A 13,756-nucleotide genomic window follows, 5' to 3' on the forward strand; every position below is an offset into this window, starting at 1 on the left:
TTCTTAATTTTTAAATGTCGTTATCAAATAACAGACGAAACTAACCAGACATTGTAAGCACAAAATGCGACCAACAAGCCCGCACCTTCAAATCGGTTAATCCGTCCAGCGCCACGAAAGCCATACGCCATGAATAGTAACGCGAGTGTCAAGCCCATCATAACCAACCAGTCGCGAGATAGCACATCAGAAGACAAATTAGTCATGGGTGATATGACTCCGGCAATACCGGTTACTGCCAGTAAGTTAAACATGTTCGACCCCACCACATTGCCAATAGCGATGTCATGCTCACCTTTTCTAACCGCAATGATGGATGCGGCTAATTCAGGTAGCGAGGTGCCCAATGCGACAATTGTTAAACCGATAATTAAATCACTCACACCCAGTGCTTCTGCAATACTAACCGCTCCCCAGACAAGTACTCGCGAACTCACTATCAGTAATACCAGCCCAAGTACTAGCCAAAAAACCGCCTTTTTTATCGGCATGGCGTGTTCTGCCAGTTCTTGGTCCATTTCGCCTTCTAATATGTCTCCTTTGCCTTTCATGGCAGAGTATATGCTCCAGCCAATTAAGGTAAAAAAACCTACCAAAAGAAGGATTGATTCAACACGAGTTAACGCGCCATCCCAAAGAAAATAACCCAGCGCTAAACTTATCAGTAATAATAATGGGATTTCTTTTCTGACTATTTTTGACTGCACTAAAATTGGCGTAATAATGGCGGTAATACCCAGTATCAATCCGGTATTAACAATATTTGAACCCAGCGCATTACCAAGGGCCAAATCAGGATTGCCATCAATGGCCGCCATGGCAGAGACCACCATTTCAGGCGCAGACGTACCGAAACCAACAATGACCATTCCAATTAGCAGTGACGGCATGCCAGCATATTTTGCAGTCGCGGCCGCTCCTTCAACGAAGCGGTCAGCGCTCCAAACCAATAAAATAAAGCCACCGAAGATGGCCAAAATCGCGAGGGTCATCGTGTTACCTTACGTTAAAAAGAAAAAGTAAATTAGGCCGGCTAAGAGGATGCGATATATGACATAGGGCCACATACCAAACTGATTTAACCATTTTAAGAAAAAGTGAATTGCTGTTAATGCCATCAAAAATGATGTAATGCCCCCAATAAGGAAAGCCAGCCAGTCAACACTTGCGTTTGACTGAGCGACATCTATCAGTTTTGCGGCAGAGGCGAGCGCAGTTATGGGTATTGCTAACAAAAAGGAGAAGCGAGACGAGGCTTCTCTGCTTAGTCCCAGCAACAAAGCCATGGTAATGGTAGCCCCAGAGCGTGACGTGCCAGGAATGAGCGCAACCGCTTGCGCGACGCCGATAAAAAGCACATCTTTGAATTTCAAATCGTCTAACTGACGCTGTTTATTGGGTTTCCAATCAGCCCATCCCAATAAAAGACCAAAGAACAATGTAGTGGCAAAAATAATAGCTACTGAGCGCAGTTGATTATCGATAAGATCCATCAACAATAACCCAGCTAATACAGCGGGAATGGTTGCAACCATTATAAAAAACGCGAGCTTTCCCTGTCCAACACATTGACGATGTTGTAACGACAACAATCCATCTCGGGTTAATTCTTTAACATCTTTTCTAAAATAAAGCAGTACAGCAAACAACGTTCCAACATGTACTGCAAGATCAAATGCTACGCCTTGGTCTTGCCATCCAGCGAACAAGGGTGCCAAAATCAAATGAGCAGAACTAGAAATCGGTAAAAATTCTGTAATACCTTGAACGATGCCAAGTAAAATAGCATTAATAGAATCCATGCATATCCCCTGTATTAGGGCGTACGCATTGGCTTTTGAATATATTCATGAACAGTTCCTTGGGGCGGCAGGAACGAAGACAAGCGAAACCCTCCACCCCGAGAGCGACACTTGCCTTAAGTCTTGTCAATCCGATTTGGACATAACCGCCACGAACTGCTGTTCGGGGACTGTTGACGATTATCTCAGTAGAGCTGAGAGACTACTCCCCTAAGGTTAGAGATATATGGTATAATCATTTATACTTATTTACAACTTAGTAATAAGTATTGAATCTGCACGCAGTATGTTGGCTCATCTTTGACTTGCTATAGAACACACAACTTTACAACATTAAGCGATAGCCGATACCCGCTTCGGTGATCAAATAACGTGGCGTGGTTGGGTCATCGCCTAATTTATGGCGAATATGACTAACCACAATACGTAAATAATGGGTATTTTGTGCATGACTTGGCCCCCAAATATGTTCTAACAGCTGTTTTTGGGTAATAACACATTGTCGATGTTGAGGGTTACTTACACAGACACCCACTATTAACTTATGGCACACAGCCAAAAATTAACCATGATAGTTTAAGCGCTTGCTACGCAGGGAAAAGCTGTTCATTTGCAGTAATCAACTAATGTAAGCTAACAAAACTCGTCATCGCGAAGCTTTATTTATCAGCTTGGTTATCAAACTAAAAGTGAGGATACCTAACATATCGGCAAGCAAATCTGTAATGTCTAAGGTTCTGCTTGGTATATAGTATTGGCTTAGTTCTTCCAATAAAACGAATAGAAACACGACGCTCGAACCAATATACAAATTGCATGACAATACTGAATATGATTTTAGCTTAAACGCAAAATTAGCACCTAAAGCAAGCAAACCAAATAAACAAAAGTGCCCTACTTTATCGCCATAAGGGATACTTCTAACAAGCTCAAAGAAAATACTATGTTGCCCCGTATTAGCTTGATATATGACCCATATAATAAAGCCAAGAAAAGTAACTGACACAATAGTGATTAATTTATGCATGATTTTTTAATGTTTTTATTGAGTTACCAACCATAGCCGAATAGCGATTATGATTCAATAACTTAGTGATATGCTGTTGAGAACAACCATCAGATCCCTGCAAGGTCACGCTCGGTGATGCACTCGTCCGATGCCATTGCGAATTCGCGGCATACCAACGGGCGGTTTTCGTAGATTGAGCACATTAAGGTATTGCGGTCGAGTGCTTGGCACCAGCCATCATCTGCGCGTTTCATCACTTCACTGCCCCATTTATCATACTCAATATAATGAAATGGCACACCAGTGTCGGTCACTATTCGCACTTCTAATTGACAGCAACAAGCTTGGCAATTAGCGCAGGTAACTGGCTCTGGCGTGTTGCTGAGTGTTTTAATAGGAATAATATTTTCGCTGGGGGTAACAATATGAGGCATAGTGGCTTACTTTTAAGAATAAGCCACTAGGATACCTGAGTGAGTTTAACGTGCCAGTAATTTTGTTTTAATTTCACTATATCGCTGTTGCTCGCACAACCCAAAACCACTTAACTGACGTACTTTATTGCGAGCAAATAACGGGACACTCATGCCCGCCAAAAAACGACATTGTGTTTCAAGTCCTATGTTGTTAATTCCTTTACTCGCTAAGTGACTAAGTAACTCATCAACTTTTTCATAAATAACCGCATCCGCAACAAAACTGTGTTGTAATGAATACTCAAGAGTCACAGCTTGATTTCGGCACACTGAGCAATGCCCGCATTGCTCAGGCGCTTGGTTATCGTCAAAATAGCGCGCTAAGTTATAACTTAAACAACTTTTTAGTTCAAAAAAGCGAATAAGCGCTGCAATACGTTTAATTTCCGCTTGCTCTTTTTCAACAAAATAATGGTGTAATTGCTGAACGAGATCTGGGTTATTAATAACCTCATTATGCACTTCATATACTTGAGTGATACGTTTAGTTTCAAGTGCAATTAAGTTTTTTTCCGCCAAATAATCAAGCGCCGCTACTACGCGTTTTCTATCAACTTGGGCCGCTTGGGTGAGTGTGTCGAAATTGAGAGTGCCCCAAATTTTTTTAAATTGAGTATGACTAAAGATTAAATTTAAAAACCCTTGGCGCGGCTCATCAAAATGACTAAGCAATTGGTTTTTATCGACTAAAAACTTATATTTAAAGTCTGCGTAATAAGCATAAAGTGGTGTCACTGCGCCTTGCATTTCAAGCTGTACTAATAAGGTCTTTAGGGCTAACTGACGAATATTGCTGTCGCTCGATAAACTGTACTCTTGCATTTCCCATTGCTGATTTTCTTTTGAATGATCGTCTTGGTGCTGGCGAATATCATTAATTATATGCTCAATGCCACTAAGCTCAGGGGTGTCGCCATAAACAAAATTCTCAACGGTGTTTAAGCCATCAAGGTTTGCCAATGTATAACAATTTGAAGGCTTGCCATCACGTCCAGCACGGCCAATTTCTTGGCTGTAATTTTCGATTGATTTGGGTAAATCATAGTGAATAACAAAGCGAATATCTGATTTATCAATGCCCATGCCAAAGGCGATAGTCGCCACAACTACATTTATTTTACCCGTCATAAAATCATCTTGAATACTGTAGCGCAGAGTATCTTCAAGCCCAGCATGATAAGCCACAGACTGTAAGCCCTGACGGCTAAGCTCTGTAGCGACTTGCTCTGCACTATGTTGTAGAGTCACATATACGATACCAGGGCCTTGCTGTTCTTTTACAAGGCTTGCAAGGGTATTCGCTTTGTCGGTAGTTTTAACACTTAAAACCGATAAGTCTAAGTTACTACGATAAAAGCCAGTTTGCACAATACACTCAGGAGCAATCGCAAAACGTTCGCTCATATCGCGTTTTACTTTTTTAGTGGCGGTGGCCGTTAGTAATAGCACCAATGGGATTTTTAGTTCGTCACGATACCGAGGCAGCTTTAAATAGTCAGGCCTAAAGTTATGTCCCCATTCTGATATACAGTGCGCTTCATCAACCACTAACATAGAAATTGCGACTTGATTGATAAATTCCCTGAAGCGTTCATTTTTAAAACGCTCAACTGACACCATTAAAATTTTAACTTTACCACTGCGTACATCACTCATAACTGCGTGGCTTTGCTCGCTGGTTTGACTTGAATCTAGGCTCGCGGCATAAATACCTTTATTATTTAAAAAACTAATTTGATCTTTCATTAGCGCTAATAACGGTGAAACGACTAAGGTTAAATTAGGTAAATGCAGCGCAGTTAATTGATAACATAAAGACTTACCAGAGCCAGTAGGAAAAATTGCCAATGATGACTGATTATTTAAAAGTTGCTCGATGGTTTGCTGCTGGCCTTGGCGAAACTGGCTAAAGCCAAAGTGCTGCTCAAGTGATGAAATTAATGAGGCGTGCATAATATTCCCTGTGTTAAAAATTCCCTAACGTAGGAAATGATAGTCATAGATTTTAGCTTTTGCCATGTTACCCTAAAGTATCCCCAAAATTAGCCTTTATATATCAATGAACTAATAGTGTTAAAAAATATGGGTAGTGAGGGAACATTCATGGTGTTTTGTGATCTTATGAATCGCTTAAAAACAACAGAACTAAACACCATGAATGCGTCTACTATTTTGCACAATATGCTCCGCGCTGTCACCCCTAACTCTATTCATAAAGCCAGATTTAATACTCTAGTCGCTGCCGTTAAATCTCTTTTGCACTGTCAGCAATGCACCTTGACATCTATTGGTCGCAATTTGGATTCAAAAACAACTGAAAAACATGATATTAAACGTATTGATCGACTACTCAATAACCACGAGCTTTTGCGTGAGTCGACATCGGTTTATGTTCGCTTAAGCCGTTTTGTGGTCACTGAAAAGCATCCCGTCATTTTGGTTGATTGGAGTCATGCAGATACACAAACCAAATACTGTATTCTGCGTGCCAGCATTGCCAGTGAAGGTCGTTCTTTGACCCTGTATCAGGAAAGTGCATTCAGTTTTCAGTATCATTGCCCAAAAGTTCAAAAACGGTTCTTAAAGATGCTCAAACTGATTTTGCCGGGTGACTGCCGGCCCGTCATTGTGACGGATGCGGGCTTTAAAGTTCCTTGGCTCAAAGCCGTGCGAAACAATGGCTGGCATTATATTAGCCGTGTTCGAGGTACGGCACATTTGAAAACGCAGGGCAGCGATGAGTTTGTTCCATGCCAGTCACTATTCAAGAGCAATCAACGTAAGAGCCAGTATCTTGGCGCGACCGAGTTGACCAAAAGTGCAAAATATCAAACTCATGCAGTGCTGGTTGGCAAGGGACATAAGTTATTAAAAAGAGATAAAAAACGTGGTTATAAGGAGCCTTGGCTACTCGTTTCTTCACTTCCAAAGAGGCACCACTTTCTCGAAAAAGTACTCAAATTATATGGTATGAGAATGCAGATAGAAGCAGGATTTCGAGATCAAAAAAGTGTTAGGTTCGGCTTAGGCTCAGATCTGCACAGGACAAACAAACTCTATCGATTAGACATACTGTTGCTGCTTGCCACACTGGCTCATTGGTTCTCAATGATGCTGGGGGCAGTGATAGACAAAGCAGGAAAGACAGGCGCTTTTCAAGCTAATTCAACCAAAAAAAGACGAGTAGTGTCATGGGCATTTGTTGGGCTGCGATACTTCAAAAAACAGTCCATTAAACTGCGACGGCGAGATTATTTGGCAGGACTAGCCTATTTCGTACAGGTGGTAGTGCAACTCGATTGGAAAAATATGGATGTGAGTGATGTAATTGAAACTTAATGATTATTTCTGGGGATCCCTTAGCATGTTACCTTTTTTAGCAGTTGATTTCTTTGCCTTTTCATTTTTAAAGGCGCACAATTGCATGGTTGCTAAGGTACAGCCCTTTTAGGCGCTGTACCTAAGTAGTTTACTCAGACTACTTAGGTACACTACTTTTTGAGGGCAACATAATGATAACTACACATCCTAAAATCGTGATCATCGGTGGCGGCGCTGGCGGCTTAGAGCTAGCAACCCAATTAGGACATAAACTAGGAAAGAAAAAACAAGCAGATATCCTGCTGATTGATAAAAACCGCACTCACATATGGAAGCCCCTCCTGCATGAGGTAGCGACAGGTTCAATAGATGCTGACTTAGATGGCGTTGTTTACTCTGCCCATGCCGCAAAACATCATTATAACTTTCAGTTCGGCACTTTTAGTGGCCTTAATAATAACGATAAAACCATTACCTTAAACGCCCTTAATGACGAGTTAGGTCATCAAATTTTGCCTGAACGACAAGTTCACTACGATTATTTAGTGATTGCTATTGGTAGTGTCAGTAACGATTTCAATACCCCAGGTATTAAAGATCATTGTTTTTATCTTGATTCAAACCAACAAGCTGAGCGTTTTCAACATGCTTTACTTGATAACTTTACTCGCTTACATCAAGACGATGATCCACAGCACGCATTAGATATTGCCATTGTTGGTGGTGGCGCAACGGGTGTTGAGCTTTCGGCTGAACTTTACCATGTATCTGAGCTATTAAAAGTTTACGGCCTTACCAACATGTCGGCTAAACGTTTGCATATTCATTTAATTGAAGCCGGACCAAGAATACTACCTGCGCTTCCCGAGCGAATTGCCAGCGCAGCAAAGCGTGAGCTACTAAAGCTTGACGTAACCGTACGTGAAAACACCCAAGTAAAAGAAGCGGTCAAAACCGGCTTTATAACTAAAGATGAAGAACAAATTAACGCCGATATTATGGTCTGGGCTGCAGGCGTAAAGGCGCCGGATTTTGTTAAAGAATTAGGCATTTTTGAGCTTACTCGTAATAATCAAATCATGGTTAATGACTATTTACAAAGTAGCTGTGACGAACGAATTTATGTGCTTGGTGATTGCTGCGCATTCACCCAAGAAGATGGCAAGCTTGTCCCACCACGTGCGCAGTCAGCGCATCAAATGGCGCAATGCGTTGAAAAGAACTTGATTGCAACGCTTCGCCAGCAACCATTAAATGGCTTTAAATATAGCGACCATGGCTCACTAGTTAACTTATCTCGCTATAGTACTGTTGGCAGCTTGATGGGAAACTTAACCAGTAATAGCTTTTTTATTGAAGGTAAAATAGCGCGCTTTATGTATATTTCGCTTTATCGAATGCACCAACGAGCTATTCATGGCAGTGCAAAAACCTTTGCTCTATGGATCAGCGAAAAAGTTCTGCGCGTAGTTAGGCCAAAAATGAAGTTGCATTAAAGCATGAAAAGACAGTGAGCGTTTCACTGTCTTTAATTTTTAATATTTGCGGTGTAGATTAAGGTCTGTTGACCTTGCAGGTTTAATATTTGTTCAAAAGGGCTAAGGAAAATTCTAGCAAAGCTTTCGCGTCCTGCTCACGCGCCTTACCTACATAAATATAGGTAACAAAGAGTTAGTCGCCCCTAGAAAAACCACGTAAAAGGAATGATGCTATGACGGCTAAAACGCTGATTTTCAACTTTGATGGTACAGGTAGTGAACCCCGGGATGCAGAACAATTTAGCTCTGCTAACTTTAAAGAAGATGCCAGTATCTCTAATATTTTAAAACTCCACTTACTACTCGGTGGCCAACTCAATAACCAGTCAGAAACTCCCTTCATTCAACAACGAAGCTTTTATTATCAAGGCATTGGTACTAAGGGTAGCCGTCTAAAACGCATTTTGAACCAATCTTTAGCTCCGCGCACTGACGATGTAAGCAGTATTTTAAACCAAGCTATTGATGATTTTAAACATCACTACGAACTAGGCGATAAAGTATTACTAACGGGTTTTAGTCGCGGCGCGGCACTTGCCAGACGCTTTGCAAAATGTTTAGAGCCACTTATTAGCAAAGACGTTTATTTGTGTGTCTTTGATACAGTTGCCTCGATTGGTTTATCCAAAATAACTAAAGCAACGCGTGGAGCCGAACATGTGATTTTTGAAAACCACACATTAGCGCATAATATTAACTCTGCGCTACATTGTGTGGCACTTGATGAAAAACGTCGAGCCTTTGAACCCACTCTTATCAACCAACAACAAAATGTTCACGAAATATGGTTTGCGGGCGCCCATTCAGATATTGGTGGCGGATACTACCGCGATGGTTTGGCTGATATTTGCTTGCGCTACAGCATTGAATGGCTACTTAAACAAGCCATTGGTTTAGACTTTTTAACCAGTCAACAGATTGACTACTCCACATTAACTGAGCATATTAATGCGGCATTAATAGCAAAAGACGATGTCACCATCGCCCCAGATCCACTAGCATTAAGCCACCAACAAAATTACTTTTGGTTTAACCCATTATTTAAGCTTATTGACCGTGAATGCTGTGTCCTTGTTGATGACGAACCCAGTACAGTTTTGCCAACAGTACACCAAAGCGTTACGACACGTATCTATCATTTATCTAGTTACCGTCCAGAATCGTTAAAAAACACGCGTTATAATATTCAATACAATGACCACACCCTCCTCGCTTTTACTGGCCTTAGTGAGCATATTGCGCTTGAAAATCAAAACATGACCATTTTACAAGTTGGTGAAAGTAAACAAGTCACAGTGTATGCTGCAGAGCAATATAACACCACGGGATTAATGCTAGAGCAAGGCGCTACTTATCGTTTTAGAGCACTTGATAATCAAACCTGGTATGACGATGGCATTCAATGTGGGCCTGAAGGTTGGAGTCGCGATGAGATAAAACTAGGGGTAAAAGAAATCCCCATGGCATTACTTGAACCTTTTAGACGACTAACCCATGCGCCGTGGTTTTCTTTAATAGGCGCAATAGCAAATACAGATGATCACGCATTTGAAATTGCTGATGGCGGCGATTTTAAAATAACTCAATCAGGTGAATTTACCCCCTTTGCAAATGATTTAATGCGTTTTTATGGCGCAAATGCAGGAAGTATAAAACTAAGCGTTAAACGGCTAGGGTAATGTTTAAATTATGACTTAAACTCATGACATTTAGTCTAAGCGTAGGCTAAACATTAAATTAAGCACCTATTTGATCAAGCTCATTACCTTGAGTCTGCCACTTAGCTTTTATACTCTACGCTGACAATCACAACCATCTAGACAATTCTACTTATCGTTAGTTGGCAGTATTACATTGCTCTATGCACCGTAGAGGTCAATCGCAGAGCCCTATTTAATCAACGCTTTTTTTAAGCAGCGATTAAATAGGACTCTTGTCCTGAATGTTTACTTTTACGCTTGTAAGCACCTTTGCCTTTTTTAGCACTGACAATTTGTGGCTTAAAAACTTTTGAGGTAACCAATGCAGCTAATGCATTGTCTTTAATTACACCACGACCGGTATCAACAGATGATGTTGATTGAACTGGTTTTGCTTTCTTTTTACTCATTGATTGCTCCTAATTTAGTTGTGCGGATTGTATGCCTAACGTAAAAAAACACAAATGTTTTTTTAAAGCAGCAAACCGTAATCTCTAACCTTCCTCTTCCCATTGTTCGAGCTTATCATCCTCTAACATTAATGCCATTGAGGCAATAACAGTTAAGCTTTCGTCTAAACGCGTATATAACAATGTAAATCCATCTATTAAGGTTTCTGGATTGGGGTGTTCACTTTGGGCTTCTTGCCACATAGCAAAAGTAGCCAATAAACTTAATGTCACTTCAAAGTTATCTACAAATTGCTGGCTTTCATCTTTTCGCTTTTGATCATCACTAGTTTCTAATGACAGTAAAAAGTTAAAATCAAGTTGCCACACTTCTTGGTTAACTAAATAAGCAGCTAAGTAACCACTACACCAGTTTTGTAATGGCTCACTAGGTGATTTTTCATTTTCATCATGGGGATAAAGTGCAGCTAATAAGTTACTCTGCGCCACTTGAGCATCGGTAATACTATCGAGTATATCAATCAACGCCCCACGCTCCGGCGTATCGCTCATCAACTGATTATAAACACCGTCACAATCATCACTAATATAATGGGCTAACTCAGCCTCTCCAAAAAATTCTGAACAGGCAAGTAAGCCACTCAAAAAACCCACAACGTGATCAATAGTTACTTTATTATCATGTGTTTGTGTGTCTAAAAATGATTCTAAAACCGATATACTTTTTGAGTTGAGCATAACAGCCCTTAATTAAAATATAATTACATTCTTACCCTAGCTAATTGAGTATGTATTGCAAGTTCAGGTTAGCCCTTGAGATGTTACCACTAACTTATTAACACCTCTAAAAGCCATGTGTTTAATAAAAAATAAAGTGTAAAGTGACAGCAGTTTTAAGCTAAAAAAACCTCCCTATTTAGAGTCATGATCAAATCAACACCAGAAAGTGATCACAAATAAGCATTAGCTCGTTATAATAGCTAAGCTGTAATAATTAAGTTTTATTTTATTTACTCAATAGGAGCTTTGCGTGTCGCGATTTTCAGCCGTAACCGACAACCCTCACGATGACCGTTTTAATCAAAAAACGGGCATCTTACTGACTAACTTAGGCAGCCCAGATGCACCGACGGCTAAAGCTTTAAGGATATACCTTCGAGAGTTTTTATCCGATCCGCGCATTGTAGAAATTCCGCGTTTAATTTGGCTGATGATTCTACACGGTATTATTTTACGTGTACGCCCTAAGCGCTCCGCGAAATTATATAAAAGTATTTGGACCGACAATGGCTCGCCACTCACACATATTACCCGCTTGCAACGCGACAAACTCAATACGCTATTACAACAACAAGGTTATACAAATACCGAAGTAGTAATGGCAATGCGTTATGGAAACCCTTCCATTGAAGCAGGCCTTGAAGAACTACGCGACAAAGGCTTAACCCGCATTATTGTCTTGCCGCTTTATCCTCAATATTCAAGCCCAACCACCGGCTCGACCTTTGACGCGGTTGCTAAGGTATTAAAAAAATGGCGCTGGGTGCCCGAGCTGCATTTTATAAATGGTTACCATAAAAATGAACAATACATTGAGTCACTAGCCAACAGCATAAGTGAAGACTTACAAGCTAATGGCACCCCGCAAAAATTGGTCTTTTCGTATCACGGCATGCCAAAGTTATTTTTAGATAATGGCGACCCATACCATTGCTTGTGTTTACAAACCACCCGCTTAGTTACTGAAAAGCTCTCGCTGGACAAAGACCTATTTATGAGTACTTTTCAAAGTCGCTTTGGTAAAGCAGAATGGTTAAAACCGTATACCGATGTCACCCTAGAAAGCTTTCCAAAAGAAGGGATTGACGATGTGGCTATAGTCAGCCCTGCTTTTAGCGCCGACTGTTTAGAAACACTTGAAGAACTTGAAGGCGAAAACCGCGAAATTTTTGAACACGCTGGCGGCAAAAAATATCGCTATATAAAAGCACTTAATGACAGAGACGATCACATTGCAGCTCTATTTGATGTGTTAAAACCGATGCTGTAACCGTTAGCACCGTGATACGGCCCAGTCTGTTACATAATAAACAAACTAGGCCGTAACATTTATAATTGTTAGATTTTAAAACCCGCACTAAGCGTTTAACGAACAAGAAGTTGCTGAAATTGCAGAAAAAGTGATTAACATGAACGTATGGAGTCGGCTCAAGCTCGCGTAAGGGCAAGTACCGTATAATGCAGATTAAAGCTTAACGCTACCGCGCAATGCTTTTGTATTGCCATGCTTAGTTTTACTATCCATACGTTTGCGTTGAGAGTTACGGCTAGGCTTTGTAGGTTTTCGCGCTCGCTGTACTTTTGTAGCACTGACAATTAACTCTTTTAAACGCGCTAATGCATCTTCTCGGTTTAATTCTTGGGTACGATGGCTTTGGGCTTTAATGACGATAACGCCGTCTTTTGTTAGTCGGTTATCATTAAGCTTTAGCAAACGCTCTTTATAAAATTCAGGTAACTTTGAGCGATTAATATCAAAACGTAAATGGATAGCACTAGCGACCTTATTAACATTTTGTCCACCGGCACCTTGAGCGCGAATAGCAGAAAGTTCGACTTCCCACTCATCAATTGTTACGGTATTTGAAATAATTAACATTGTGTTCAGCTGCTTGCTTCAAAATTGCATTGTATCATTTTTAGGGTATAGTCCAAAATAGCGCTGGGTATTTTGCTAACTTAATTTTATAATTAAGCTTGCTCTTTTTAAGTGTAATGAATATTACATGTCAGCATGCTCAAATTTAATTAGCATAGTGAGTCTATTTAAACTTAATTTAAAATGATCTATTTAGCATATTAAAAACAAAGGATTTAAACATGAAAAAAATATTACTCTCTCTAGGGTTATTAGCCATGAGCTTTTCAAGCATTGCTGAAGATATCACTGAAAGTGAACTACAAGGCTATATGGAAGCACTCCCAGCTGTAGCACAATGGTCGCAAGATCAACCTGCACTTGACAATTTAAACCTTGCAAGCATGCTAGGTAGCAGTGAAGGCAATTCAAGCATGGCGACAAGTGCATTGAGTATGCTTAAAGATAACGATTTATATAAACAGTTTTCAGCATTAACTGCTGAGTATGGCTTTACACCTGAAGAATTTGTATCTGTAGGTAGCGAAGTTTCAATGGCTTACTTAGAGAACTTAAAATCAGGTTTATCTGACGAAAACAAAGCTAAAGTAAACGAGTTAATGGGTGGCATTAAAAGCTCAGGTAACTCATCAGCTTCAAGCGCAAGCTCTATGATGAGTTCACTTGGTGGTTCTACAAGTACTGCTGATAGCTCTACAGAAGTAAGCGAAAGCAATGTAAGCTTAGTACAAGAATATATGCCACAGCTTCAAAAATTATTTGCGATGGTTAAATAATTTATTCTCATCGCTGAGTAATAAAAATCAAGCGGCTTCGGTCGCTTTTTTATTGCCTACAACCA

14 protein-coding genes are annotated in these 13,756 nt (G+C 40.4%); 5 read left to right on the forward strand and 9 right to left on the reverse strand.

Annotation, left to right across the window (positions count from 1 at the left end; translation table 11 throughout):
* Window positions 1-23: 23 nt before the first annotated feature.
* The 6 genes from ACT3S9_RS16605 to ACT3S9_RS16630 form a co-directional block, all read right to left on the reverse strand.
* Window positions 24-992 carry a calcium/sodium antiporter gene (locus ACT3S9_RS16605; protein WP_441993119.1) on the reverse strand — a complete coding sequence of 323 codons (969 nt, stop codon included), beginning with the start codon at window positions 990-992 and terminating at the stop codon, window positions 24-26.
* A gap of 9 nt (window positions 993-1,001) precedes the next feature.
* Window positions 1,002-1,802, reverse strand: coding sequence for an undecaprenyl-diphosphate phosphatase (locus ACT3S9_RS16610; protein WP_089369072.1), 801 nt, complete (start codon window positions 1,800-1,802; stop codon window positions 1,002-1,004).
* A 325-nt stretch (window positions 1,803-2,127) separates the two neighbouring features.
* Entirely contained in the window at window positions 2,128-2,337 is a 210-nt protein-coding gene (locus tag ACT3S9_RS16615) for a winged helix-turn-helix domain-containing protein (protein ID WP_444751124.1), read from the reverse strand.
* Window positions 2,338-2,448: 111 nt separating this feature from the next.
* Window positions 2,449-2,829 carry a VanZ family protein gene (locus tag ACT3S9_RS16620; RefSeq protein ID WP_441993121.1) on the reverse strand — a complete coding sequence of 127 codons (381 nt, stop codon included), beginning with the start codon at window positions 2,827-2,829 and terminating at the stop codon, window positions 2,449-2,451.
* 89 nt (window positions 2,830-2,918) lie between these two features.
* Window positions 2,919-3,245 (reverse strand): YkgJ family cysteine cluster protein, encoded by a 327-nt coding sequence (locus ACT3S9_RS16625; RefSeq protein ID WP_441993122.1) that lies wholly within the window; start codon window positions 3,243-3,245, stop codon window positions 2,919-2,921.
* Between the two features lie 45 nt (window positions 3,246-3,290).
* The gene (locus ACT3S9_RS16630) at window positions 3,291-5,240 is read right to left on the reverse strand and encodes a RecQ family ATP-dependent DNA helicase (RefSeq protein ID WP_441993124.1); all 1,950 of its coding nucleotides are present in this window, start codon (window positions 5,238-5,240) and stop codon (window positions 3,291-3,293) included.
* 168 nt (window positions 5,241-5,408) lie between these two features.
* Here ACT3S9_RS16630 and ACT3S9_RS16635 point away from each other — a divergent pair, with 168 nt between their 5' ends.
* From ACT3S9_RS16635 to ACT3S9_RS16645, 3 genes are all read left to right on the forward strand, one after another.
* A complete protein-coding gene (locus tag ACT3S9_RS16635; RefSeq protein ID WP_301562640.1) occupies window positions 5,409-6,626 on the forward strand; it encodes an IS4 family transposase in 1,218 nt (405 codons plus the stop codon).
* Between the two features lie 173 nt (window positions 6,627-6,799).
* Window positions 6,800-8,104 (forward strand): NAD(P)/FAD-dependent oxidoreductase, encoded by a 1,305-nt coding sequence (locus tag ACT3S9_RS16640; RefSeq protein WP_441993434.1) that lies wholly within the window; start codon window positions 6,800-6,802, stop codon window positions 8,102-8,104.
* A 215-nt stretch (window positions 8,105-8,319) separates the two neighbouring features.
* Window positions 8,320-9,825: a phospholipase effector Tle1 domain-containing protein gene (locus ACT3S9_RS16645; protein ID WP_441995137.1), complete on the forward strand. Its 1,506-nt coding sequence runs from the start codon at window positions 8,320-8,322 to the stop codon at window positions 9,823-9,825.
* A 230-nt stretch (window positions 9,826-10,055) separates the two neighbouring features.
* Here the strand turns inward: ACT3S9_RS16645 and arfA are convergent, their stop codons facing one another.
* Window positions 10,056-10,256 (reverse strand): alternative ribosome rescue factor ArfA, encoded by a 201-nt coding sequence (gene arfA / locus ACT3S9_RS16650; RefSeq protein WP_441993438.1) that lies wholly within the window; start codon window positions 10,254-10,256, stop codon window positions 10,056-10,058.
* Between the two features lie 84 nt (window positions 10,257-10,340).
* Complete coding sequence (locus ACT3S9_RS16655) at window positions 10,341-10,994, reverse strand: UPF0149 family protein (protein ID WP_441834403.1); 654 nt, start codon at window positions 10,992-10,994, stop codon at window positions 10,341-10,343.
* Between the two features lie 292 nt (window positions 10,995-11,286).
* On the opposite strand from ACT3S9_RS16655, the gene hemH reads away from it, so the two are divergent.
* Complete coding sequence (gene hemH, locus ACT3S9_RS16660) at window positions 11,287-12,306, forward strand: ferrochelatase (protein ID WP_441993440.1); 1,020 nt, start codon at window positions 11,287-11,289, stop codon at window positions 12,304-12,306.
* A 195-nt stretch (window positions 12,307-12,501) separates the two neighbouring features.
* Here the strand turns inward: hemH and arfB are convergent, their stop codons facing one another.
* Window positions 12,502-12,915, reverse strand: coding sequence for an alternative ribosome rescue aminoacyl-tRNA hydrolase ArfB (gene arfB / locus ACT3S9_RS16665; RefSeq protein WP_441993442.1), 414 nt, complete (start codon window positions 12,913-12,915; stop codon window positions 12,502-12,504).
* A 221-nt stretch (window positions 12,916-13,136) separates the two neighbouring features.
* On the opposite strand from arfB, the gene ACT3S9_RS16670 reads away from it, so the two are divergent.
* Window positions 13,137-13,691 (forward strand): short-chain dehydrogenase, encoded by a 555-nt coding sequence (locus tag ACT3S9_RS16670; protein WP_441993450.1) that lies wholly within the window; start codon window positions 13,137-13,139, stop codon window positions 13,689-13,691.
* Window positions 13,692-13,756: the final 65 nt, after the last annotated feature.

Origin of the sequence: Pseudoalteromonas sp. AOP31-A2-14, assembly GCF_052378035.1 — a bacterium.
Taxonomy (GTDB): domain Bacteria; phylum Pseudomonadota; class Gammaproteobacteria; order Enterobacterales; family Alteromonadaceae; genus Pseudoalteromonas.

Bases quoted from the DNA above. Each gene is read 5' to 3' on its own strand.
- ACT3S9_RS16645 (WP_441995137.1), top strand. From the start codon at position 8,320: ATGACGGCTAAAACGCTGATTTTCAACTTTGATGGTACAGGTAGTGAA.
- ACT3S9_RS16605 (WP_441993119.1), bottom strand. From the start codon at position 992: ATGACCCTCGCGATTTTGGCCATCTTCGGTGGCTTTATTTTATTGGTT.
- ACT3S9_RS16610 (WP_089369072.1), bottom strand. From the start codon at position 1,802: ATGGATTCTATTAATGCTATTTTACTTGGCATCGTTCAAGGTATTACA.
- ACT3S9_RS16640 (WP_441993434.1), top strand. From the start codon at position 6,800: ATGATAACTACACATCCTAAAATCGTGATCATCGGTGGCGGCGCTGGC.
- ACT3S9_RS16635 (WP_301562640.1), top strand. From the start codon at position 5,409: ATGAATCGCTTAAAAACAACAGAACTAAACACCATGAATGCGTCTACT.
- ACT3S9_RS16655 (WP_441834403.1), bottom strand. From the start codon at position 10,994: ATGCTCAACTCAAAAAGTATATCGGTTTTAGAATCATTTTTAGACACA.
- ACT3S9_RS16630 (WP_441993124.1), bottom strand. From the start codon at position 5,240: ATGCACGCCTCATTAATTTCATCACTTGAGCAGCACTTTGGCTTTAGC.
- arfB (WP_441993442.1), bottom strand. From the start codon at position 12,915: ATGTTAATTATTTCAAATACCGTAACAATTGATGAGTGGGAAGTCGAA.
- ACT3S9_RS16625 (WP_441993122.1), bottom strand. From the start codon at position 3,245: ATGCCTCATATTGTTACCCCCAGCGAAAATATTATTCCTATTAAAACA.
- ACT3S9_RS16620 (WP_441993121.1), bottom strand. From the start codon at position 2,829: ATGCATAAATTAATCACTATTGTGTCAGTTACTTTTCTTGGCTTTATT.
- arfA (WP_441993438.1), bottom strand. From the start codon at position 10,256: ATGAGTAAAAAGAAAGCAAAACCAGTTCAATCAACATCATCTGTTGAT.
- ACT3S9_RS16670 (WP_441993450.1), top strand. From the start codon at position 13,137: ATGAAAAAAATATTACTCTCTCTAGGGTTATTAGCCATGAGCTTTTCA.